This window comes from Ruminococcus flavefaciens (assembly GCF_900108555.1).
GTDB lineage: Bacteria > Bacillota > Clostridia > Oscillospirales > Ruminococcaceae > Ruminococcus > Ruminococcus flavefaciens_P.
On the sequence record NZ_FNWV01000003.1, the window covers coordinates 302,821 to 327,719 of the forward strand.

The following is a 24,899-nucleotide window of genomic DNA, read 5'->3' on the forward strand; positions in this document are numbered from 1 at the left end:
ATTAAAAGCTCCGCGCGAACTTCCATTAGGTTCGGGCGGAGCTTTTCTTATAGCTGTTAATAAACAAATATTATAGCGAAAGCACTTGAAATATAGATCTATATATGTTATGCTTATTATACTGATAGGAATTGTGACAATATAAAGGAGAGGAACAAAATGAGAGTATCATCAAAGGTCGAATGCGGTATTATTGCACTTGTAGATATAGCCGTCAATTCAAGAAATAATAATATAGTAAAACTTAACGCAGTATCAAAGAGGAATAATATTTCAGCAAAATATCTTGAACAGATCGTACCGCTTCTGAAACACGCTGATTTTCTGAGAAGCGTTAAAGGCTCGGGCGGCGGATATGCTCTTGCCCGTGATCCTGCTCAGATAACAATAAATGAGATAGTAAACGCTCTTGATGATACGATCTTTGCACCTTCTGTATTCAATGGTCAGCTTGATGCTACAGCTACAGAAACAATATCAGAGTGTTTGTGGACGCCTGTAAATGACTATCTTCAGCAGTTCTCACAAAAACTGACACTGAAAGATCTTGCAGATAAATATATCGAGAAACAAACGGACGCACTTGAACCTATGTATTACATATGAATACAACATATCCCGAAGCAGTTCAAAAGGAACTGTTTCGGGATATTTTTTGTTATATTATGGCATAAAAACAGCTCAAACCCTAAGGTCTGAGCTGTATGTTTATCAGTCGTTGAAAAGTGGTGTAGAATAGTATCTGTCACCGCTGTCGGGAAGCAGAGCAACTATTGTCTTACCCTTGTTCTCAGGTCTCTTTGCAAGCTCTAAAGCTGCATAATAAGCAGCACCTGCGGAGATACCAACGAGTATGCCTTCCTGCTTTGCAATGAGCTTTGATGTTTCAAATGAATCCTCGTTTGAAACTGCGATAACCTCGTCATATACATCGGTATTGAGAGTCTTTGGAACAAATCCTGCACCGATACCCTGTATCTTGTGCGGACCTGCTGTGCCCTTTGAAAGAACAGGAGAATCCTCAGGCTCAACTGCAACTACCTTTACGTTTGGATTTTGAGATTTAAGGTATTCACCTGTACCTGTTACTGTACCGCCTGTACCTACACCTGCAACAAAGATATCTACCTTTCCGTCGGTATCGTTCCATACCTCGGGACCTGTTGTAAGTCTGTGTATCTCAGGGTTTGCAGGGTTCTCAAACTGCTCGGGAACGAAGCTGTCGGGAGTTTCCTTTGCAAGCTCCTCAGCCTTTGCGATAGCACCCTTCATGCCCTTTGAGCCTTCTGTGAGAACTATCTCTGCACCGTAAGCCTTGAGGATATTTCTTCTCTCAACACTCATGGTCTCAGGCATTGTAAGGATTATCTTATAGCCCTTTGCAGCTGCGATAGAAGCGAGACCGATACCTGTATTGCCCGATGTTGGCTCGATGATAGTTGCGCCCTTTTTGAGAACTCCTCTTTTTTCTGCGTCCTCGATCATAGCAAGAGCAATTCTGTCCTTTACGCTTCCTGCGGGGTTGAAGTATTCAAGCTTAGCAAGTACAGTTGCGTTTATTCCCTGTGATTTTTCAATGTTTGTGAACTCAACAAGCGGTGTATTACCGATAAGACCTGTTGCACCCTTATAAATCTTTGACATAATATTTTCCTCCTTCTGATAGTAAACTAATAATTCCTATCTGTTAACTATATTATACACCTGTTTCAGTCTGAAATCAAGTCCCTTGAATATTCTTTTTGTTTATTCTGAGTTATAGATTTTGGTTATAACTGTACTGCCCGTGAAAAACAAGTAAAGCACGAACTAAAGTCCGTGCTTTGCTCAGTATTTATCATTGATGCAGTTAAGCGCAGATACAGCTGCATTTGCGCCGTCTGCGGCTGCGGTTATTACCTGACGGACTGCCTTTGTGCGCACATCTCCTGCGGCAAACAGTCCCTCTGCCGAAGTAATGCAGCTTTCATCTGCCATGACATATCCTCTTTCGTCAAGGTCGGCTGTACCTTTGAGCAGGGAAGTATTCGGCAGCGAACCAACTGCTGCGAAAACGCCGTCAGTGCCGAGAGTTTTTTCAGTGCCGTTCCGGGTATACTTAATGCCTGTAACAGACTCCGCGCCGATTATTTCAGTGGGTACGGCTTCAAGAACGAACTCGATATTTGCAGCTTCTTCCGCCTTTTTTACAAGTGAAGCATTGGCTCTGAACTCATTCCGACGGTGTACGACATACACTTTTTCAGCCGTTTTTGAAAGGTACAGAGCGTCTGAAAGCGCGGTATCTCCGCCGCCGATGACAGTGACAGTCTTGCCTTCAAAAAATGCTCCGTCACAAAGTGCGCAATATGAAACGCCCCTGCCTGCAAATTCTTCTTCGCCTGCAATGCCAAGCTTTTTTGGTGAAGCTCCAAGAGCATATATCACTGTCTTTGCCTCAAAATTATTGCCGTCAGACAGTGCGACCTTCCAGCCGCTGTCTGTACGGGACAGCTCCGTGACTTCGCCCTCGATGAACTCAGTACCTAAAGCCTCAGCGTGTTCGCGGAATTTCTCACCAAGAGAAAAGCCGTCGATACCGTAATATCCGAGATAGTTGTCCACCTGTTCGGTATAGGCTATCTGTCCCGTGCCCATGTAGTCCTTTTCGATAACTGCAAAGCTAAGCCCAGCTCGGCTTGCGTAAACAGCAGCAGACAGTCCCGCAGGACCGCTGCCGAGAATTATAACATCATACATAGCTTTAGTCCTGTACTATGACGAGCTCTTCCTTTTCAGCCTTGTCGCCTTCGATATGGAATGAATTGAGAACAGGCTCGTCGTCCATAAGTGAGAGTATCATATAGCTTGTACTGCTGTCGTAGGCAAGTCTCTTGTCCTCATCGGACGGGCGTGAGGGCGAAACAGGGTGGGAGTGCCAGTTGCCGAGGGGAGTAAGTCCGTTGGCTCTCATATCCTTTACTGCGAAGAGCTGCTCCTTGGGATCAAGGGTGAAGTGCTCCTCCGCATGATCTACATTTGTAAGGATATAGACCTTTTTAACTATCTTGTCGCTGCCGCTCAGCTCACCTGCGATAAGTCCGCAGGCTTCAACAGGAGCATCGCTTTTTGCGTGAGCAACTATCTTCTCGTAATCGCTTTTGCTGAGTTTTATCATAGACCAACACCGTCACATTCTGCCTGTTCGTAGTCGATAAGCTCGGTTATTGTGGGATTATCTCCGCATACTGCGCAGTTATGGGTATCGCTCGGGAGCTTTACCTTTCTGAACTGCATCTTCAGTGCATCATAGGTAAGAAGGTAGCCTGTGAGGAGTTCTCCCACACCGAGGATATACTTTACTGCTTCCATAGCCTGCAAGCTGCCGATAACGCCGCCCATTGCGCCTATAACTCCTGTCTGCTTGCAGGTAGGTACAGCGTCCTTCGGGGGCGGTTCCTTGAATACGCAGCGGTAGCACGGTCCCTGACCGGGAACATAGGTCATGAGCTGTCCCTGAAAACGTATTATTCCTGCGTGTGAGAAAGGCTTCTTAGCCATAACGCAGGCATCGTTTATAAGGAACTTTGCAGGGAAATTGTCAGTACCGTCGATAATGAAATCGTAATCCTTGATGATATCGAGGATATTCTCACTGGTTATGAACTCGTGGTAAGTTATGACCTTTACATCGGGGTTCATAGCCTCCATAGTCTCCTTTGCGGACTGTACCTTCGGCTTGCCCACGTCCTTTGTCTGGTGGATTATCTGTCTCTGGAGGTTGGAAAGGTCTACCTCGTCAGCGTCAGCTATACCGATAGTACCTATACCTGCGGCTGCAAGATACATTGCAACAGGTGCGCCCAGACCGCCTGCACCGATAACGAGCACCTTTGCATTAAGGAGCTTCTTCTGTCCCTTTGCACCTACCTCTTTGAGTATGATATGGCGCGAATAACGTTCTATCTGTTCATTGGTGAATGCCATTACTGACCGCCTCCCATAAAGTATAAGAATTCTACTGTGTCACCGTCTTTCAGTACAGTTTCCTCGAACTGACCGTGGTCAACGAAATCATCGTTGATAGTGACAGTTACGTATTCGGCTGTTTCTACCTTTTCGTCAATAACAAGCTGTGCAACGGTAAGTCCGTCGGCAACTTCCTTTTTTACTCCTGCAACTGTGATCTTCATTTATATCTGCTCCTTTATAAGAGTTATTATCTCGTCTTTTTTTACCGCACCTCTGATACGTGATACTTCCTCGCCTTTGTTGAAGAGGATAAGTGTGGGAGCGGCTTGGATACTGTATTTTTCCACAAGCTCCTTCTCGAAGTTTGTGTTTATCTTCACTATTTTTATCTTGTCTGCATACTCTGTTTCAAGCTGGCTCAGTATGGGAGACATACGCTTGCATGGTATGCAGCTGTCAGAATAGAAATCAGCAAGTACGGGCAGCTCTGAGCTGAGTACCTCGCTGTCGAATTCGTCTTTGCTTATCCTTGCAGGCATATCAGTCACCGACTTTCTGCACGATAAGCTCAAATGTGCCGTCTCCGTTGTCTGTAAGGCTGAGCACTTTGTGTCCCTCTTCCTTGATGCTTTTAGGGACGTTCTGCACGGGTTCACCGTCATTGAGTTTTATGGAGAGTATATCTCCGTCGTCAAGCTCTTCAAGAGCTATCTTTGCCTTAACAAATGTTATAGGGCAGTTTACATCAGTGATGTCGATTGAATCTGTAATATTGAATTCTGCCATGTGTATTCTCCTTTACAGGCTCTCTATTGCCTGTCTGAAATCTTCGATAAGGTCGTCTATATCTTCTATTCCGACGCTTATGCGTATAGTATCGTCATAAACTCCCGCACTTATACGCTGCTGTTCGGTATTATGAGTATATATTGTGCTTGCAGGGTGAATGACAAGGGTACGGACATCACCGATATTTGTGGCTACAGATGCAAATTCAATACTGTCCATAAGCTTGAATGCCTTTTCCTTGCTGCCTGCTCTTATTGTTACTATAGCACCGCCCTTGCCCGAAAGCTCACTTTGCGTCAGCTCATAATAAGGAGAGGAGGGAAGTGCAGGATAATTGACTTCTATATTGTCAAGTGACTCAAAAAACTCCGCAAGCTTCAGCGCGTTGCCGCAGCAGCGTTCCATACGCAGACCGAGAGTTTCAAGTCCGACTATGTTCATAAAAGCATTGAACGGTGAAAGACAGCCGCCTGTATTGCGCCATAAGCCGTTCCTCAGCTTTGATACGAATGCAAACGGTCCGAATTTCGCATAAGGCTCAAAGCTCGGATATCTTTTGATATCCCACTTGAATTTTCCGCCGTCAACGATCACTCCGCTTATTGAATTTCCGCCGCCGTTGATGTACTTTGACGATGAATGTACCACTATATCCGCACCATGCTTCAGCGGATTGATTATGTATGGTGTTGCAGTCGTGCTGTCAACTATGAGAGGTATGCCCTTCTCTTTACACGCTTTTGAAACGCTGTCCAGATCGACTACATCGAGTTTGGGGTTGCCGATAAGTTCTGTAAATACGGCTTTTGTATTCTCATTTGCCGCAGCAGTAACATTTTCATAGGTTATTGCTTCAAGGAAATGCGCTGTTATGCCGAAAGCTTTAAGATCGTTGAAAAGGTCGATAGTTCCGCCGAAAAGTCCCGTGCTGACCAGTACCTCATCGCCTGAGCGGAGTATATTCAGCAGGACTGCGGTTATTGCTGCCATTCCCGATGAACAGGCAACTGCACCGATACCGCCTTCAAGTGCGGCTATACGGTTCTCAAATGCGCTTACAGTCGGATTTCCTACTCTTGTATAGGAAAAACCTGCTGCTTTGTTGTTGAATACTTTTTCAAGCTGTTCTGCCGATTCACAGGCAAATGCACTGACCTGATAAAGCGGAGGCAAAGTTGCTCCCCGGTCCTCACCGTTGAATTTTGCATTGTGAAGCAGCGATGTATTGAATTTCATTGTATCACCACTATTCGTGAAAAAATAGCTTACAGGACGATACAAAAATACCGTCCTGTAAATATATATCAGTTTTATGCAAGTGTTCTTATGCTCTGTACAAGTCTGTCGATATCATTGAACGAATTGTAGAGCGCAAGTGTGGGGCGAACAGTGCCTTCAAGTCCGAAATGACGGAGTATAGGCTGAGCACAGTGATGACCTGTGCGGACTGCTATGCCCAGTTCGTTGAGACGCTGACCGACTGCTTCGTTGTCCACGCCGTCAAGAACGAATGAAAGTACGCTTGCTTTATTTGTTGCTGTACCGATAAGGTGCAGACCGTTTATCTTCTGCATTTCTTTCATTGCATATACCAGAAGCTCATGCTCGTGACGGTTTACCTCTGTCATACCGATAGAGTTGAGGTATTCAAGAGCTGCACCGAGACCGACTGCATCTGCAATGCTTCCTGTACCTGCCTCAAACTTGTTTGGAGCAGGATTGTAGATAGTACGCTCGAATGTAACGTCCTTTATCATATTTCCGCCGCCGTGATAAGGTCTTGCAGCTTCAAGCACATCGGATTTGCCGTATACTGCGCCGATGCCTGTAGGTCCGAATATCTTGTGTCCCGAGAACACGAAGAAATCAGTATCAAGAGCTGTAACGTTAACGGGGATATGAGCTATTGACTGCGCACCGTCAATGAGTATGCGTACTCCGTGAGCGTGTGCTATAGCCACAAGCTCCTCGATAGGAGTTACAGTGCCGAGAGCATTGGAAACATGAGTTGCGGATACGAATTTAGTTCTTCTTGTGAAGAGCTTTTCGTACTCTGATATGATAAGCTGTCCGCTCTTGTCAACAGGAACTACCTTGATGACTGCTCCTGTTTCCTCGCAGATGAGCTGCCACGGAACTATATTTGCGTGGTGCTCAAGCATGGTGAGGATTATCTCGTCGCCCGGCTGCAAGAGAGGCTTAACGTAAGCGTTTGCAACGAGGTTTATAGCCTCTGTTGTACCTCTTACGAAAACGATGTTGTCCTTTGAGGGGGCACCGAGGAAGTCGGCTGTTATCTGCCTTGCATTTTCGTATGCGTCGGTAGAACGTGCAGCAAGTTCGTGAGCACCTCTGTGAACGTTTGAGTTCTCGTGTGTGTAGTAGTAGCTTATCCTGTCGATGACCTGCTGCGGACGCTGTGTTGTAGCACCGTTGTCAAGCCATACAAGGTCGTGACCGTTTATCTTTTCGCTGAGTATTGGGAAATCGTTTCTTATCTGAGCGAGAGTCTTTGTGCCGACGATTATCTGGCTGTCAGACTTTACTGTCGGAACAGTGGGTGCAGCTGCCTGCTGAGTATTCTTTGGAACGTAGCTGTCAGCCTGTCCCTGAGAGAGCACTACAGGTGCATATCCGCCTGATGTAGGCTGCTCCTGCGGAGCAGTGTATGTATCGAAAGTGCTGTACTGCTGTGCAGCTCCGATTACAGGTGAAGCACCGTGATCGTCAGCGATCTTTTCGTACTCCGATACACTTCCGTAGCCGCCGTTATACTCATTGGCTATCTGCTCGAACTCGGAAACGCTGCCGTAGCCGCTGAAAGCCTGCTCTGCCGATGAAGCGTAGTTCGTACCGCCGCCGTATGATGCTGCTTTGTTGAAAGCATCGTTTATAACGGAAGTATCGCCGCTTGTTGCAAGTGCCTCAATGCCCTTTGCGCAGCGTGTGGGATCAAAGTCGGGAAACAGTGAATTTGCAAGGCTCTCAAGCTCTGACTCAGATGGTATACCGTAATTAGTCGTAGTCATAGTATTCACCTACCTCGACATCCTCGAGAACAGCGATAGCGTCGTCTGAGAGAATAGCTGCCGAACAGTAGAGTGAAAGCAGATAAGAAGCAACGCCCTTATCGTCGATTCCTCTGAAACGAACTGAAAGTCCTCTTGACTGTTCATTCTTGAGATTGCGCTGGAAGAGACCGATAACGCCTCTCTTAGCCTCACCTGTACGAATGAGGAGGATATTTGTCTTTCCGCTCTTGCTCTTTGGGTTCTTGAGACCGTCAACGAGGAGCTTGTCTGTAGGAATGATCGGGATTCCTCTCCAGCAGATGAATGTGCCGCCTGCGATGTTTGTTGTAACGGGCGGTACGCCTCTCTTTGTACATTCTCTCTCAAATGCTGCGATAGCTCTTGGGTGAGCAAGGAAGAAGGAAGGCTCTTTCCATACCTTTGTGATGAGCTCGTCGAGATCATCGGGTGTAGGTGCGCCGTTTCTTGTCTGGATACGCTGAGAATCGGGAACGTTCTTTAAAAGACCGTAGTCATCGTTGTTGATGAGCTGGCTTTCCTGACGCTCACGAAGGCTCTCGATAGCAAGGTCGAGCTGTTCCTTTACCTGATCGTATGGTGAACCGTATACATCAGCAACTGCTGTATTTACGTTGATGATAGTTGAGATAGAAGCGAGCTGGAGCTCTCTTGGCTCTTCCTCATACTCAACATAGCCCTGAGGGATTATGTCAGACTTCTTCTCGACGCTGCAAAGAACATCAAGTGGAGTTTCGCCCTCTTTAACCTTATTTATTCTGTAAATACCTGAGTCAAGTCCCTTGAATTCAAGAACTTTTGTGATCCACTTTGGAGTAAGCGCACCGTACTGAGGTCTGGTCTTGTTTACGTCGGCAAGGTTATATGCCGCTTTTTTGCCAAGTGCAACTATGGTATCATTTTTTGTTTCTTTAGACATAATGTCTACCTCCATTTATCAATATATATATTGCAGACAGATTTAATAGGCTTTGGTATGGTGTAATACATGGATATTGAGCCCGTGTATATGAAAAGCTTTCTCTGTCACATAATCAATAGATCGGGAAATCCTTGTCAACTTCCCTTGCCCATGCGTTCGTACCGCCCTTTAAGTTGTAAAGCGGACCTGTATAGCCTGCCTCGCGGAGAGTATTCACAGCAAGTATGCTTCTCTTGTCCTCCTTGCAGACAAAGACTGTATCAACGGAAGTATCGAGTTCTTTCTGTCGCCTTTCAAGCTGTCCTATAGGGATAACTATGGCATCGGGGAACTTTGCGATAGCTCTTTCGTGAGGTTCGCGGACATCAACGATAGTTATCTTCTCACCCTCGTCAATGCGGCGTTTGAGCTCCTTGGGCTCAATTCCCTCAACCTCTGCTTCTTCCTCTTTCTGCTGAGTAAGTCCGCAGAAATCCTCGTAATCGAAATCCTCTATCTCGGTAATAGTTCTCTTCTTGCCGCAGAGCGGACAGTTGTCGTTTTTATGTATTTTCAGCTCTCGCCATTTGAGGTTCCATGCGTCAAAGGTTACTACTCTGCCGATGAGATTTTTTCCTCCGCCAACGATAAGCTTTATTACCTCGTTAGCCTGCAACGTACCGATAACTCCCGGGAGTACACCTACTACGCCGCCCATTGCACAGGACGGAACAAGTCCTGCGGGGGGAGGTGCAGGGTACATACATCTGAAGCACGGACCTTCCTTTGCATAATACACGGATACCTGTCCCTCGAACTGGTACATAGCTCCGAAAACATCGGGCTTTCCAAGAAGTACACAGGTGTCGTTCACAAGATATCGTGTGGGATAATTGTCGGAAGCGTCAGCCACAACATCGTATTCGGAGATGATACTCTCTGCGTTTTCGGCTGTAAGACGCATATTGTAGGTCTCTACCTTTACCAGCGGATTTATCTGGCGTATGCTGTCCTTTGCGGAAGCTACCTTCGGTCTGCCGATGTCGCGGGTACCATGCATTACCTGACGCTGGAGATTTGACTCCTCTACCTCGTCGTTGTCGATGATACCGATAGTACCAACGCCTGCTGCTGCAAGATACTGTGCAAGGGGAGTACCGAGACCGCCTGCGCCTACGATTAGTACCTTTGCGGCTTTGAGCCTTTTCTGTCCCTTAACACCTATCTCCTGCAAAAGCAGGTGACGGCTGTAACGGTTTATCTCATCATTGGTGAGCTTTTCGCCTTTTCTGTCTCCGATAACGCTTTCAACGCCCGAACCTCCTGCGATCGCTGGGATAAGAATTATCTCGTCACCGTCTTTGACTTCTGTGTCAAATTCTTTCAGATCTCTGATGTTTTCATCATTCACAAATACATTTATGAAAGCTCTGAGCTGACCTTCTTCGTCAAACAGTGCTTTTTTAGTTTCGGGGTATTCCTCGGAAAGAAGACCGAGTATCTCGCCTACAGTCCTGCCTTCAAGCTCTATTTCGGATCTGTGCTCGGTAAAGAGCCTCAGAGTTGTCGGAATAACTACTGTAACTGCCATATGCTGCCTCCTCTATACGGCTTTTATGTAATTGACCAAAGCTTACAGGTCATATATATCATATATAAATACTATGGTTTTAATATACAATGTCGATGTATGTATTATAGCACTATGTGACAAAAAATACAATAGTTTTTCCTGATAAATAACTTAGTATCAGTTATAGTTGTTTTCTATAACCTACACTTTCCGAGGTCAGATTATATAGAACCAGCTGTCGTCCTCCTCTATTTCTACTCGTTCAACAGGCTTTGAAGCGTCGTAATTGTAGCGGAGTTCCTGATTTTTAACGCTTACCTTTGCACCGTCGGGAACTGAACGCGTAATGAATGCGTTACCGCCGATAACAACGTCCTTTCCGATGACAGTATCTCCGCCGAGAATGGAAGCTCCCGAATATATAGTAACATTGTCCTCGATAGTAGGGTGTCGCTTTTTGCTTTTTAGTGCCTGACCTCCCCTTGTGGAAAGCGCGCCGAGTGTAACGCCCTGATATATCTTCACGTTATCGCCTATTACAGTAGTCTCGCCTATAACGATACCCGTGCCGTGGTCGATAAAGAAATACTTTCCTATGGTAGCTCCCGGGTGAATGTCGATACCTGTCTCACTGTGAGCGTATTCCGTCATCATACGGGGTATTATGGGGACTCCCAGAGTATAAAGCTCATGTGCTATCCTGTTTATAAGGATCGCAAAAAGACCGGGGTAGGAATATATTATCTCGTCCTTGCTGTAAGCAGCAGGATCTCCGTCATAAGCTGCCTGCACATCGGTCTCTATGTATTCCCTTATCTTACGGAGACGCTTCGTAAAATCAAGAGTTATTTGCCTCGCTTTTTCGACTATATCATCATCGTTTCTTCTTTCACCGCCCAGAACTATAGTTATCTGCTTGGTAAGCTTGAACATAACGTCCTCAATAAGCATAGACAGATTATTTCTGAGCGTATACACCTTTATTGAGCCGTTTTTGAAATATCCGGGGAATATTACCTTTCTCAGGCTCGAAAGAATATCTATTATCACCTCTTTATTAGGGTGATTGAAAATCCTTGTCTTGTCGATCTCTTTTCCTTTATGATAATCGTCTATCAGATCGTTCACGATACTGTTTATATTGTCCTCAAAAGTGTCCAATTACAATTGCTCCTTTCTGTTATCAATTCCTATCATTATTATAGATGTTCAAATATTGGAAGTCAATAATTCGATATATACCGCTTTTTTATCGGTTGTTATAGGCAAGGTCAATAAGGAAATGTGTTCAAAAACAGCATATTAAAACATGATAGAAAAGGCTTTATGTGCAGAGATCGGTGAGATATGAGTGCGGCGATTACAATTTTGTAATTCTGCACACAAGCCCGAAATAATGTGCTAACTGCCTGATTGAAAAGGACGGTTCGCTCTATGTAAAACACGCATATCGTTCTTTCTATCAGTTCCGTAAAAAACAACCCCCTTGTATCGCTTTGTAATGATACAAGGGGGTACGTCATTATTTGGTACATGAACCGGGACAATCTATGACCTTATTAAGCAGCTTAGTGATTATCTCGTCCTTTTTGTCTATCTGCTTTTCTCTGAATATCAAATGGTCTTCAAGCATTGCGATCTGTTTCTGCAAATGGCTCAGGCGTTTTTCATAGTCAGCACGTATCTCTTCATTTTTTACGATGAGAATACTTATCATCTGGTTTTTATCGTGTATCAGTGCCTTTAAAACGCTGACATCTTCCGAACTGCTGTCATCGTTGTACATATCAAGGAGAACGTCTGCAAGTGGAGCAATAGTGCTCTGATACTTAAAGCTTCCCGGATCGTAGTTTTCCGAGAATATTTTCTTGATAGTTGCTTCGGAAATATAACAGTTATTCTTTTCAAGCATATCCATGATCTGCGAATTGGTCAGACCGTTGTCCTTTTTTATCCTGCGAAGCCTTTCGACGGTATCACGTTTCAGTTTGTTGATTTCCATTGTATTTACTCCTTTGGCGGTTTTCTTGTTGTATTTGATGTTAAATCAGCTTTTTTGAAGTTGAGACAGTTCCTTATCAAAATGATCTTATTGATACATAAATACAGATTAGTTTTCATCATACCATAAATAACGCGGATTGTCAATGAAAAAGCCATAGAATTCTGAAAGCAGGCTTAGAATTACTATGGCTTTTCAAATAAAATGTCAGATCAGTAATGCTCAAAGCTCATAACGTATTGACTCGACTGCCATTGAAAGGACTTCGGAGATATAAGGCTTGTCCACTTTATAATAAAAAACGGAACGGATACGCTGAGGATCATACTCGTAAGCGGAGTCTATCGCCTTTCTCATGTTACGCTCGACAGCTTTTACGTTTTTGCCGTAGTCATCTGCGATCTTTGGGTAAAGCTCCTTTGTCAGTGATTTCAGGAGCTCGGGTGATCTTAAAGCCATAAGTATTGCTTTTATAAGAAGATGATACCCGATAAGATTCGGACGTATCCCGAGTTTCTGAACAAATCTGATAACAGCCATTTCCTGCTGATCTGTGTTTCTCATATATGTATCGGTCGGGAAGTGATACATCTCTTTTTCGTTAATGGTAGTATTAGTTGACAGCATATTTATTCTCCTTTTGATTTATTACGGCTTCTGACTTTTTGTTTGAAATGTTTTAGTACCTGATACCTTAGATATTGACATAAACTGTTATCAAACATAAATAAACGATCATTTAGCTCGTTCAGTACATTCGCATTATAACATACAAGCTTATTTTATGACAAGTTTTTTTCGGTATATTTTGAGGATATTTTTGGGCTATTTTCAATATACCAAGAATATACCCGAAAAGATAAAATGTAGTATATAGGTCAAAAAAAGAACAAATTAGGGTTTAAGTTTCACGGATAAATGAGATCTTTCCATTGCCCTGACCTGAGAGCGAAGTGGGCAAGGGAACTTCATTTATGTTCGCTCTGCCCGTTGAATAACAACTTACTTTATAGCACATTTTTGCTCAAATACAATACAAAGATAACAGATAGTTCATATGCGTATACAGGCAATTCTGTATATCGGCATAGGTATTGATGTTCTGCGTCAGATATGGTATAATTTTATATATCAGAGTAAAAAGGAGGTCGCTTGTATGCCTTTCAATATCATCAGGAATGATATAACCAAAGTCAAAGCCGATGCCATAGTTAACGCTGCAAATTCCTCACTGCTTGGGGGAGGCGGAGTTGACGGAGCTATACATCATGCGGCAGGTCCGCAGCTTCTTGCGGAATGTCGGACTCTCGGCGGCTGTAAAACGGGAGAAGCAAAGCTTACAAAGGGCTATGCTCTCGACTGCAAATATATCATACATACGGTAGGTCCTGTGTGGCACGGCGGCGACTGCGGAGAGGAAGAGCTCCTGCGCTCATGCTACAGGAACTCCCTTGAGCTTGCAAAGGAAAAGGACTGCGAGAGCGTGGCTTTTCCCCTTATTTCCTCGGGTATATACGGCTATCCCAAGGACAAGGCTTTAGACGCGGCTGTGTCCGAATTCAGAAGCTTTCTTGAAGATAATGATATGGACATTACGCTTGTCATATTCGATAAGGACTCCTTTGAAGTCAGCTCGGGCATAGTCGGCGAAATAAGGCAGTATATAAGCGATGCTTACGCAAAGAAATGCGCTGAAAATGACAGAAGAAACAGGGGCAGACCCGGTGCAGTCGGAACGTACCAGCTTTCAGGAGCAAAACCAAGCTTGTTATTCGGCAGAAAAAAGGAGAGCATGAAAGAAAGCTCCGCAAATATCATGCTCGAAGAAGATGCTTGCTGTGAAGCAAGTGTAGAACTTGAAAATATGCTCAAAGCACATGACGAGTCTTTCTCGGAAGCTCTGCTGCGGCTCATAGACGAAAAGGGCATGACAGACGTAGAGACCTATAAAAAAGCCAATATCGACCGCAAGCTCTTTTCAAAAATTCGCAGCGACAAGAACTACAAGCCCAAAAAGCAGACCGCTGTGGCTTTTGCAGTAGCCCTTGAACTTGACCTCGGCGAAACGGAAGAGCTGCTGAAAAAGGCAGGCTTTGCACTGTCGGACAGTCTGAAATTCGACCTGATAATCCGCTATTTTATCGAGCACAGCAATTATAATATCTACGAGATAAACGAGGCACTGTTCGCCTTTGACCAGAGTTTGATAGGTTCGTGATTTGTCGCCTTTGAAGCGACCAAAATACCTCCGTTATGATGTATACTGTAATTACAGTAAAGGAAACGCCAAAGCGGTTCCGCAAAATACATCAAAACGGAGGTTTTATTATGAAAAAGAACTTAACTGAACTGGTTTTTATCCTTGACGAGAGCGGCTCAATGAGCGGACTTACAGCTGATACTATCGGCGGCTTCAATTCCCTTATTGCAAAGCAGAAGAAAGAAGAGGGCGAAGCACTTGTATCAACGGTTTTTTTCAGCAACAGCTCCAAAGTGATACATGACAGAGTGAAGCTGAACGATGTTCCAAAGCTTACCGACAGGGACTATGTGCCCTCGGGCTGTACTGCACTTCTGGACGCAGTGGGCGATGCAGTTCACCACATCGCAAATATCCATAAGTATGCCCGTGAGGAAGATGTCCCAGAAAAGACGCTGTTTGTCATTACAACTGACGGTATGGAGAACGCCAGCAGAAAGTACAGCCACAAGGACGTAAAGAGACTCATTGAAAAAGTGCAGGAGGAAAAGGGCTGGGAGTTCGTATTCCTCGGAGCTAATATCGATGCTGCCGAGACCGCAGGCTCTATCGGTATCAGAGCTGAGAATGCAGTTGACTATCACGCTGACTGCTGCGGTACGGAGGTACTTTACGAAGCAGTAGGCTGCGCTGTAAGCAGTGTAAGAGCCAAAAAGGGACTCAATAAGGCTTGGAAGTGCTCTGTAGAAGCTGACAATAAGCGCAGAAAATAAGATCACGTCTGAAACTGCTGATAAACTATCCTTCTTAATGCTGATTGTGCATATCAAACTATATATTGACAAATATGTGGAAATGTGATATAATAAATATACAATATAAAGCAGAACTCGTATAGGGGTGATTTAAATGTTTATTGAATAAAAACAGTTATGATAATGCGCGTATTACCGTTAATGGCAGATCCAAGCTATAAGAAGGAGGATCCGATATGTGTGCAGCAGTTTTTGATTATAATGATAATGATTTTATAATGCCGTTTGACAATAAAATGGGCATGGATTCCAAGGGCAATTTAATGAGGCGTTTAGATGATTATGTAGCTATGGATATGAACTCAGGTCAATTTCACTATACGTCGCCCTGGCTGGAAGATAATGATAAAGATAATTGATATACAGGCTATAAAACAGATAGGGACTTTCCGTTCGGAAAGTCCCTATTTTTGTCTTAGTTAACATACAGAAAACCGTTTGTTATACCTCTTTGACCGATATCTATAAAGTTGTTGTTATTACCGCGGCATTTTGCCCTGACCATTTTGCCGTATATTCTTACTTTATTATTCTTCATGTAATCGTAGTCGCTTCTTCCGAATATCAGTGGTTGGATAGTGCTTGATGATGTGAGGGTCCTGTCTTCATCATTGATATACAGTGTAATGGTTTTTGTCAAATTGCTGCCGAAAATACTCTGACTGGTTGCGCTGTTCACGAAAGTACCAAGTGAAAGATTCTGCTTTGTATAAGGAAGGTCTATGTAATTGAGATTGGAGCAGCCGTCAAATGCAAATGCACCTATAACTTTCAGATTTTTAGCAGGGCGAAGATCGAGTGTTCTGAGTGATTTGCAGTTAGAAAAAGCACACTGGTCTATCTCTTCAAGCTGAGAATTATTACCTGCAAATTTAAGAGTTGTAAGTGCGCCCTTTGAGAAAGCATATTCATGTATCCTCTTTACAGTATCAGGGATAGTAAGTGTTTTTATGCCGCAATTTTCTGTGCAGGTAGGATATCTGTGTCCACTGTTGTTGGATTGTGAATAGTAACCTATCTCATTAACGGTGTACCAGCAGTTGTCGCTTGAACAATATACTCTTGACGGAACAGAAACGCTGGTAAGTTCTGAATCAACAGTACCGATCCATGAAACTCCGCCAATGTCGTTCTTGACATAGTAGCAGCCGTCAGTAAAACGGAATCCGCTTGCATTGCTAATACGGTTCCACTTGCATTTTACGTCACTATAAATTTCACTGAGCTTAACAAGTCTGCGTTCAGGATTGCCGTAACGGATCGCGTTGATATCAGCATTATTTACGTATCCGTCGCCGTTAACATCATAGAAAGCTAATGGAGCCTGATCTGAGTTGCTTGTATAGCCGTCATACATAACAGTGCTTTCAAATATTGCTGCATCGTCACCGGTTAACTGACCGTCAAAGTTAAGATCGCCTGCGATGCCGGGACGCTCGAAATATGTTGCGTGATCAAGGAAGAATTCCCTTGTAACAGTTACCTGAGAGTTTGTATTGCCTGTAAACATGATCATATTAACAAGGTTGCCGTTTTGATCCGGAAGATCAACAGCTTTCCAGTTGAGTGCGTGATAATAGCGGTCACGTCCCCAGCGTATCTGGCAGTCGTTCATTTCACCGTTACACTCTGCAAAAGTAATTTTTCCGTTTGAATCGATATCAGTAATAAAGATACTGTGTCCGGGCGTTTTATCGCCCTTACTTGTCGATACCTTGTAATCCAGACGAACGATATCACCTATCTGAGGTATATAGTCCTCAGCCATTGGATCCTGATTGCTGTTTGCACCATAAGTGTTCTTTTTTACTTTGTGACGGATAAGAACAACAGGTCCCCATATATCATTGGAAAGCTTTCGTGCAAATCCTACACACTCACCGTTGTCAACTTCCTGTTCTGAAGTTTTTGTCCAGTTTGTGAGATATGCCTTGTGGCAGAAGAATTTGCTGTCATAATTTAATCCTTTTACTTTTTCTTCGGTAAGGTAGGATCTGTACCTTTTGTCAGATGTGTATTCGGAATAGGTATCCTCACTGATCACACCTGTCTGTTTGTAGTTCCAGTATGAAAGATGCGGGAACTTTGCCATTTCTGCGTCGATACGCTGCTGCCATTCGTTGAGAACAGTATCATAGATGATTTGTCCGTCTGCTGCATCTGCTTTTGCAGGGATAGATGCAGCTGCTGCGCCTGCTGCTACTGTCAGTGCGAGCGTTGCTGAGGTCAAGTGCTTAAATAGTTTCATGTGTTTTTCCTCCTGAATTAATAGATAATTTGCTAATATTAATAGCAATACTATTATACAGCTCGTTTAAACAAATGTCAATATTGTTTGCGGTAATAATTATATGATCGTATATTACATCTGAAAACGCAGAATGTTACAGATATACATTTTTGTGCATGGCGTAAAATGGCAGAACGTACGTTTGAAAATCGTCGCAGATTTATGACCACAGTTAATTTTTGGCTAATTACAGCCTTTTACAAAATCATATTTTTTCAATATATACCGATAAAAAATAAACATTTGAAAATGAGCGGCAGCTATGATAGAATGTTCTTTGTGACTGTTTGGCTGTAGGAAAAAAATACTGATATAGATGTGAAATATGATCGGTCAATTCATTCTTTTAACGAATGTGTAACATAATGTGCAGCTATTGCTGCACATTATACATTCCGTGTTTCAGAAATAATTTTTCTATTATCCATATCACAGGCACAGTAATTATTCAGAAAGGTTTGATCTAATGAGCAAGAAAATCAATCGTGTGATCGCAGGTTCTCTTTCGGCTGTTTTTGTCGGACAGGTGCTGATCAGCGGTGACGGCAATGCACAGGGCATTCTCGGTCCCGAGAATATCGCCCGCGCGGCAGAGATCGTCGAAGAGTGGAAAAGTCAGAAAGAGCTTTCCGCTGAATTCAAGCAGGCTGCATCAGAGCTGGGAGCAGTTGACTATTTTGAAACAACTGACACAGCAGCTTCCCCAAAGTCTGCAAAGAGAACACTGGCAAGATCTGCTTATGCAGGAGCAGGAAGTGATATCAGCACTTCGCTGACTATTACAGGTAAGGTAGCTCTCGGCGAAGTGGCAGGAGTGAGCAGAAACGACGATCCGCCTATCTTTATCCGTATTTTCAACGGTAACTGGGAAGAGATCACACACCGCACCTGCCATAACGGTGACAGCTACAGTATCTCCGCAGCAGGCGGTTCATCTGATGTTTACCATGTCAAGTTTGAGTGTGACGGCTATCTGCCGTTCTATCTCAAGGATTTCGGCACAGGCTCTTTCGTGCTTGGTTCGGGCGGTTCACAGGATACACTTACACTTGTCCCCGGTGATACTAAAAATAACCCTGACTGTGATAACCAGTGGAGCGATGACTGGCTCAACACCTACGATGTTGAATACGTTGAAAGCTGTCTCGGCGCAACAAAGGGAGCAAGTGATTTTTCTCCTGCCCTTGACACTGACGGTGACGGCACTGTAACTCAGGACGAGCTTAGCTACTGGCAGGATAAGTTCATTGAAATGGGCGAGAATGATGAAGAAGTCACTGTAAGTGCTGCGGCTGCTTCATACGACCTCAACGGCGACGGAATGATAAATTCCAATGACTTTGCCGACTTTGAAAAGTACGTCGACAATGTCATCACATCGCTTCCCAACGCAAGAGATTATGACGGCGACGGCGACATAGACCGCGATGACTGTACTGCGTACAATAACTTTATCTTCGGCAGTGCAGGTGCAGATATCCTTAAATGGTATGATCTCGACCTCAATCACGACGGAGTTGTAAACTCCGATGACCAGAGCGGTCTTGAATATTATGCAAACCTTTCCAAACGCTCTGATAATTACTTCGAGTACATGGACAAGAACTGTGACGGCACTATCGGAACAGATGACCTTGCATGGTTCGAGGCTGCATACAGCAGCGATCTTGGCTGCGATCAGGCATTCAAGAAGTATCTGAGACTTGAGAGCGGAGCAAGCTTCCCATACAGCTTCAATCTCCATGATACCGACCTTGATCTGAACGGTCATACTCTTGCAGTTGCGGAGTATATGTCGTTCAATACTGATATTCCGCAGTACTGGTCAGACGGCGTCGGTGCTCGTCTTGATCTTAACGGCGGTTCACTTCAGGTAGGACGCAATTTTGTATTCAGAACAGCTTCTCCTGACGGCTGGGGAGACTCAAAGCCCGGACAGACTCTCGACATGAACGGCGGTTCGATCTTCATCGGAGGAAACTTCGACTTCGGACAGCCTCACTGTCTTGATACTATCCTGATGACAAACCCTTCCGACGAGCTTACTATATGCGGAAACTGGACATACGTTACAGATACCGATATGGAGGGCAAGTGGACAGCAGGACAGATACACTTCTACGGAGCTAACTGGAATGTCAATGAGGCTTCGGGCGACAAGTCTATCTATTCATCAGGAACTCATTCCATTGAGTTCTTCAATCCTAACGGACTTCAGACCGTACTCTGGGCAAATACAGAGACATACACTGACGACGCAGGAAACACTTCCACAGGCAGACGCTTCAACTTCGACTATAAGGACGCAAACGGCAACAGCCTCGGCGTTATCTTCCCTTACGGCTATTCCACAGAGATGTACTGGTTCAGACCGTGGTTCAAGCCTGCTGACGGTGATCTCACAGCTTATCGTAAGGCGTGGGAAGGCGCAGACGGCGTTAACGCTGCAACAGGTAACTATAAGAAGGACTTTGAGGATTACAGCGTTACAGCACCAGGTGTAGGAGCAGACTTTTTACGTTCCTATAATTCTACAAGCCCCGAGGAAGGCTCATTCGGTACAGGCTGGGAATTCAACCTTGATGTGAGCAAGATAGCTGCAAACGAATACAGCGATTACGTTCAGGTAGTTCTTCCCGACGGCTCAAATACTACATTTGAGAAGAAGGGCGAAAACAGCTTCAAGTGCATAAACGCTCACAGCACACTTGAAAAGTCGGGCGGCGAGTATACCCTTACAAACTCCGGATTCAGCAAGTATCACTTCAATGCAGAGGGTATGCTCGACAAGATATATGATGCAAACGGCAACAAGCTTGAAATATCATCTATCACTGACAATAAGAGAACTATTACCGACTCTATCGGCAGAAACTACTATATCTACTATACCGATAACGGCGGTCACAAAAGGATAACAAAGATCGAAGATCCTTCCGCACATAAGGAAGTTACCTACGAATACAACGACAAAAATCAGCTCATGTCCTATACAAACGAAAAGGGCGCAAAGGAGTCATATTACTATGACAACAACGGCAAGCTGAACAGGATCGTTAACTGCTTCAATGAGGTAACACTCAACGTTACTTATGTTAGCAACGGCAGAGTTGACAATACTGTCAACGAGCAGGGCTTGAAGCAGGTATACGTTTACGACAAGGAAAACTGCCAGACAGGTATGGAGGAGTATGACGGAAGCAAGCTCCTCAAAAAGGTAACATACGACTATGATGAGGACTATGCTATCGTCGGAAACCACACATTCGTTGACGGCAAGGAATACATCGACAAGACCGAATACTACAAGAATGAAGACGGCAAGAACAAGTACGACGAGATAAAGAAGGCTACTGATACTGCCGGCAACGTTACACAGTATGAGTATGACGCAAACGGCAATGTCACAAAGACAATAAATCCTGACGGCACATATACACGTACAAGATATAACGCTAAGAATAATCCTCTTGTGGAAGTGGACGAAGTCAAGAACGTTACTATCTATGAGTATGATGAAAAGGGTATCAATGTTGTAAAGGAAAGCAACAGTATCCACCCTGTTGCAAATGCATATGATATGCTTGCATCGGGCTTTGATCTCAGCAAGGTAGATCTCAGCGGCTATGCTGTAACAACATATGACTACTATGAGTTCAGCGAGGATCAGGGAGCAGCGATCGCAGGTCTTATCAGATCCACTACCGATCCCGAAGGCAATGTCTGCGAGAACATCTATAACGCAGAAGGACTTGTTGAGACAGCTGTTACAAAGGACAGCAGCGGCAATTTAGTAAGCAAGATCTCATATACTTATAATGAGTCTCTCCAGCCTGCTGAGGTAAGAGAGTATACCGATATTGCAAATGACGTATACACAAGAGATGTATATGAATACGATGCACTTAACAACATCACAAAGGTTACTTCCTACGGTACTGGCACAGAGGGTATAGTCACAGTATTTGAGTACGACCAGCTGGGCAGAAAGACAGCTGAATATACTCCCAAACATTCCGCAGACAAGAGCGTAGGCTCGAAATATACCTACAACCGCGGAAACCTTCCTGTTTCTATCAAGGACAATCTCGGCAATGTTACATACTATGAGTATGACGCATACGGCAATGCTGTAAGAACTATCAACCCTGACGGTTCTATCAGCAGTACAGAGTATGATGCCCTCCAGAGAGAGCTTGCTGAATATTTCCAGGACGGTGCTTCTTCACCGAGACAGATAATTTCAAAGAACGAGTATGAGTATACAGAGGCAGATTACGACGTATACACATCTCTCGATGGATTTACAACAAAGCATCTCCACGGACTCAAGGAAAGAAGCTACGCTTACATCACAGCTGATAAGCAGGTAGTTTCCGAAACAGTTCAGGACTTCAGAGGAAACACAGTTTCCGAGTCTGTAAACGGCGTTGTAAAGAGAACGAGCTGCTACTATGCAGACGGTACTCTTGCAAGACAGACAGACGCTCTCGGCAATACCACAAAGTATGAGTACGGCTTCCTCGGCGCACTTACAAAGACCTATACTCCTTTCACAAAGGACAAGGACGGAAATGTAAGATACGCAGTTACCGAAGTACAGTACGACAAGAACGGCAACGTTATCAAGACTATCGAACCCGCAGCCGAGCAGGATTCCGCAGCAGAAAAGTACAGGATAACCGAAAACAAGTATAACGCAGGAGGCGACCTCATCGAGGTAAAGCTTGTTGATCCTGTAAGCAATACAGCGAACATCACAAAGTATTTCTATGATGATGCAGGCAACGTCACAAAGAGATACACAGGTATGTCATCAGAGAATGACACTGATTACCTTATCACAGAGTATGAGTACGACCAGTATTTCAGACCTCTAAAAACAACAGACAGCACAGGCTATGACTCAGGCACAGCAGTTTACGATGTAAACGGCAATGTTATAAGATCTACAGATCCTAACGGTAATATCACTGTAAATACATATGATGAGCTTGACAGGATAATAAGATCAGAGACTACAAACGGTTCCGACGAAGATGATACAGTTGTTACAGAGTATCGCTTTGACAGAATGGGCAGGACCGTTATGGCTAAGGTCGGCAATGCAACAACATCATATGAATACGACAAAATGGGACGTGTTGTCAGCGAGACTGACGGCAACGGCAACTTCAAGGGATATTTCTATAACGGTATCTCCGACTATATCAGCAGAGCTATAACAGGTCAGAGAAATCTTATCATCTATTCAGATGTAAATTACACATATGATGATGAGATGCGTATCTCAACAATATCCGAATCAGGCAAAGAGATCGTATCCTATGAATACGATGCAAACGGCAACAAGAGCAAGGAAACACTTGCAAACGGCATAACCACAAAGTACGCATATAACTGCGTGAACGCTGTTGTTGACATCAGAACATTCAACGGCGAAGATGAGATAGCTTCATCAACATATAAGTATTACCTTGACGGTTCAGACTCTTGCAAAACTGTATCAGAAAATGATATAATAGAAAAGACATCTTATGTCTATAACGGTTTTGGTCAGTTAACAGAGGAAAAGGTCGAGAACGGTGCTCTGACAGACAAGTATACATATGCTTATGACGATCACGGCAACCGTGTAAGAATGACAGCAACAGGTTCAGAGAACTTCACTACTGTCTATAATTACAATAATTCCGACAGCAAGTATACAGCACTCCTCCAGAGCGAGACCAAGACAGGTATCAATGAGGAAACAGACACTGAAGAAACAGCGATAACCGCTTATACCTACGACGCAAACGGCAATCAGCTCACAAAGATATCAAACGAAAAGACCGAGAACTTCACATACGATGTATTCGATCAGCTTATCGGATATACTGACGGTGAAGACGTTGCAAGCTATACCTACGACGCAAACGGTCTCAGAGCTACAAAGACTGTAAACGGTCATACTGTTGGTCATGTATGGGACGGCAATCAGCAGATAATCGCTGATGTAGATGAAACAGGCCCGTACTCTGCAAAATGCTATTTCTTCGGAGCAGGCATCACAGCAAAATACAACTATGCAAACGGCGTAAAGTCAGATTACAACTATTACCGCAAGAATGCTCACGGCGATGTAGTAAGCATTACTGATGCTTCTGCAAACAATGTCAAGACCTACAGATACGATGCTTTCGGTGTCGAGAAGAACATTGACGAGAGCGATGTAAACGTATTCAGATACTGCGGAGAGTACTTCGATACAGAATCTGATACTATCTATCTCAGAGCGAGATATTATTCACCTGATAACGGAAGATTTATCACACGCGACAGTGTAAGCGGTTCAGCAGGCGATCCGCTCAGCCTTAACCTTTACACATACTGTCATAACAACCCGATACTCAACTGTGATCCAAGCGGACACTCTATCAAGAGCTTCTTTAAGTCGGCTGCTAAGAAGGTCACAAGTACAGCTAAAAAGGTCACTTCTAAGGTGACTAAGGCTGCTTCAAGTGCAGGCAAGGCTATAAAGCAGTGGGGCAAGGACAGAGCTGACGACTGGAAAACAGGTATAAAATCTCTCCAGAACAGCGGCCCTGCGGGACAGGTATTTGCAAGCTACAGTCAGGGCGTAGTCGATACTCTCGGTTCGCAGATCAGTGCTATAAGGCACCCTGTCAAAACGGCAAAATCAGTCGTAAGCGGCGTAAAGTCGTTTGTAAATGACCCTGTAGGCACTGTCAAGAGCGCAGTAGTTGAGAAGTACAATTCAGCGTGTGCTCTCTACAAGGATATACGAAACGGAGACTGGCAGAGCGTCGCGAATAAGGCTGCATATGCACTGGGCGGAGCTTCTGTCGGAATAGTAGAAGGTGCTATCGGCAAGGCTGCTTGCTCAAAGATAACTTCCAAGATCAATGCAAGCAAAGCAGCGAAAAGTGCTAAGGTAGATTACAGACTTCGTGAAAATCAGCTGTTTGATAATGGTGAAAGAATTGCAACGACCAAGCAGGTCAGAACTTTCAAGAAAGAAATGGGCAAGAAGAATGTAAAGGTCGTTGTTGATAAAAAGGGAAGAGTACTGGGCTATGATAAAGCAGCAGGCTTCAGTGCTCAGGAAGGCAAGATCTACATAAGCAAAAAACCTGCCTTAGTAGATATGTATCACGAAAGCTTCCATGCAGAGCATTGCTCAATGTTAGGCTTTGATAAGTATAATGCATTGAGCCGTTTTGAAAAAGAAAGCTATGTAGTTAACAGGGTAAAAACCTGTGGATTATTTAATGCAGCTGAGATAGCTTCAAATGAGAACTATTTAAAGAAGATACCAAGATAAT

Annotated in this window: 20 protein-coding genes; 5 read left to right on the plus strand and 15 right to left on the minus strand. The window is 44.2% G+C overall.

Annotated elements, in window-relative coordinates:
- Positions 1–159 precede the first annotated feature (159 nt).
- The gene (locus tag BLW60_RS06495) at positions 160–606 is read left to right on the plus strand and encodes an RrF2 family transcriptional regulator (RefSeq protein WP_074715571.1); all 447 of its coding nucleotides are present in this window, start codon (positions 160–162) and stop codon (positions 604–606) included.
- Between the two features lie 105 nt (positions 607–711).
- Here the strand turns inward: BLW60_RS06495 and cysK are convergent, their stop codons facing one another.
- The 14 genes from cysK to BLW60_RS06560 form a co-directional block, all read right to left on the minus strand.
- Complete coding sequence (gene cysK / locus BLW60_RS06500; protein WP_074715574.1) at positions 712–1,644, minus strand: cysteine synthase A; 933 nt, start codon at positions 1,642–1,644, stop codon at positions 712–714.
- Positions 1,645–1,827: 183 nt separating this feature from the next.
- On the minus strand, positions 1,828–2,739 hold the full coding sequence (gene trxB / locus BLW60_RS06505) for a thioredoxin-disulfide reductase (protein WP_074715577.1): 912 nt from the start codon (positions 2,737–2,739) through the stop codon (positions 1,828–1,830).
- A gap of 4 nt (positions 2,740–2,743) precedes the next feature.
- On the minus strand, positions 2,744–3,157 hold the full coding sequence (locus tag BLW60_RS06510) for a M67 family metallopeptidase (RefSeq protein WP_074715580.1): 414 nt from the start codon (positions 3,155–3,157) through the stop codon (positions 2,744–2,746).
- Positions 3,154–3,966 carry a HesA/MoeB/ThiF family protein gene (locus BLW60_RS06515; RefSeq protein WP_074715584.1) on the minus strand — a complete coding sequence of 271 codons (813 nt, stop codon included), beginning with the start codon at positions 3,964–3,966 and terminating at the stop codon, positions 3,154–3,156. The genes BLW60_RS06510 and BLW60_RS06515 overlap by 4 nt, the downstream gene beginning before the upstream one ends.
- Entirely contained in the window at positions 3,966–4,172 is a 207-nt protein-coding gene (thiS, locus tag BLW60_RS16770; RefSeq protein WP_175460900.1) for a sulfur carrier protein ThiS, read from the minus strand. The genes BLW60_RS06515 and thiS overlap by 1 nt, the downstream gene beginning before the upstream one ends.
- Entirely contained in the window at positions 4,173–4,523 is a 351-nt protein-coding gene (locus tag BLW60_RS16775; RefSeq protein ID WP_242872840.1) for a thioredoxin family protein, read from the minus strand.
- Positions 4,492–4,737, minus strand: coding sequence for a sulfurtransferase TusA family protein (locus BLW60_RS06525; protein ID WP_074715588.1), 246 nt, complete (start codon positions 4,735–4,737; stop codon positions 4,492–4,494). Before BLW60_RS06525 ends, BLW60_RS16775 begins: the two co-directional genes overlap by 32 nt.
- A 12-nt stretch (positions 4,738–4,749) precedes the next feature.
- Positions 4,750–5,976: an O-acetylhomoserine aminocarboxypropyltransferase/cysteine synthase family protein gene (locus tag BLW60_RS06530; RefSeq protein WP_074715591.1), complete on the minus strand. Its 1,227-nt coding sequence runs from the start codon at positions 5,974–5,976 to the stop codon at positions 4,750–4,752.
- A gap of 74 nt (positions 5,977–6,050) precedes the next feature.
- A complete protein-coding gene (locus BLW60_RS06535) occupies positions 6,051–7,769 on the minus strand; it encodes a cysteine desulfurase (protein ID WP_074715593.1) in 1,719 nt (572 codons plus the stop codon).
- Complete coding sequence (locus BLW60_RS06540) at positions 7,756–8,709, minus strand: family 2A encapsulin nanocompartment shell protein (protein ID WP_175460901.1); 954 nt, start codon at positions 8,707–8,709, stop codon at positions 7,756–7,758. The genes BLW60_RS06535 and BLW60_RS06540 overlap by 14 nt, the downstream gene beginning before the upstream one ends.
- A 115-nt stretch (positions 8,710–8,824) precedes the next feature.
- Entirely contained in the window at positions 8,825–10,282 is a 1,458-nt protein-coding gene (gene moeB, locus BLW60_RS06545; protein ID WP_074715596.1) for a molybdopterin-synthase adenylyltransferase MoeB, read from the minus strand.
- A gap of 198 nt (positions 10,283–10,480) precedes the next feature.
- Complete coding sequence (gene epsC / locus BLW60_RS06550) at positions 10,481–11,425, minus strand: serine O-acetyltransferase EpsC (RefSeq protein ID WP_074715599.1); 945 nt, start codon at positions 11,423–11,425, stop codon at positions 10,481–10,483.
- Positions 11,426–11,786: 361 nt separating this feature from the next.
- Positions 11,787–12,266, minus strand: coding sequence for a hypothetical protein (locus BLW60_RS06555; RefSeq protein ID WP_074715602.1), 480 nt, complete (start codon positions 12,264–12,266; stop codon positions 11,787–11,789).
- 222 nt (positions 12,267–12,488) lie between these two features.
- A complete protein-coding gene (locus BLW60_RS06560; protein WP_074715604.1) occupies positions 12,489–12,893 on the minus strand; it encodes a sporulation initiation factor Spo0A C-terminal domain-containing protein in 405 nt (134 codons plus the stop codon).
- Between the two features lie 529 nt (positions 12,894–13,422).
- Here BLW60_RS06560 and BLW60_RS06565 point away from each other — a divergent pair.
- From BLW60_RS06565 to BLW60_RS06575, 3 genes are all read left to right on the plus strand, one after another.
- Entirely contained in the window at positions 13,423–14,484 is a 1,062-nt protein-coding gene (locus BLW60_RS06565) for an O-acetyl-ADP-ribose deacetylase (RefSeq protein WP_074715607.1), read from the plus strand.
- A 110-nt stretch (positions 14,485–14,594) separates the two neighbouring features.
- Positions 14,595–15,239: a vWA domain-containing protein gene (locus tag BLW60_RS06570; protein WP_074715610.1), complete on the plus strand. Its 645-nt coding sequence runs from the start codon at positions 14,595–14,597 to the stop codon at positions 15,237–15,239.
- Positions 15,240–15,457: 218 nt separating this feature from the next.
- Positions 15,458–15,640 carry a hypothetical protein gene (locus tag BLW60_RS06575; RefSeq protein ID WP_074715613.1) on the plus strand — a complete coding sequence of 61 codons (183 nt, stop codon included), beginning with the start codon at positions 15,458–15,460 and terminating at the stop codon, positions 15,638–15,640.
- Positions 15,641–15,696: 56 nt separating this feature from the next.
- On the opposite strand, the gene BLW60_RS06580 is transcribed toward BLW60_RS06575, so the two are convergent.
- On the minus strand, positions 15,697–17,529 hold the full coding sequence (locus tag BLW60_RS06580) for a leucine-rich repeat protein (RefSeq protein WP_074715616.1): 1,833 nt from the start codon (positions 17,527–17,529) through the stop codon (positions 15,697–15,699).
- A gap of 508 nt (positions 17,530–18,037) precedes the next feature.
- Between BLW60_RS06580 and BLW60_RS06585 the strand changes: the two genes are divergently transcribed.
- Positions 18,038–24,898: a zincin-like metallopeptidase toxin domain-containing protein gene (locus BLW60_RS06585; RefSeq protein ID WP_074715619.1), complete on the plus strand. Its 6,861-nt coding sequence runs from the start codon at positions 18,038–18,040 to the stop codon at positions 24,896–24,898.
- Position 24,899 lies beyond the last annotated feature (1 nt).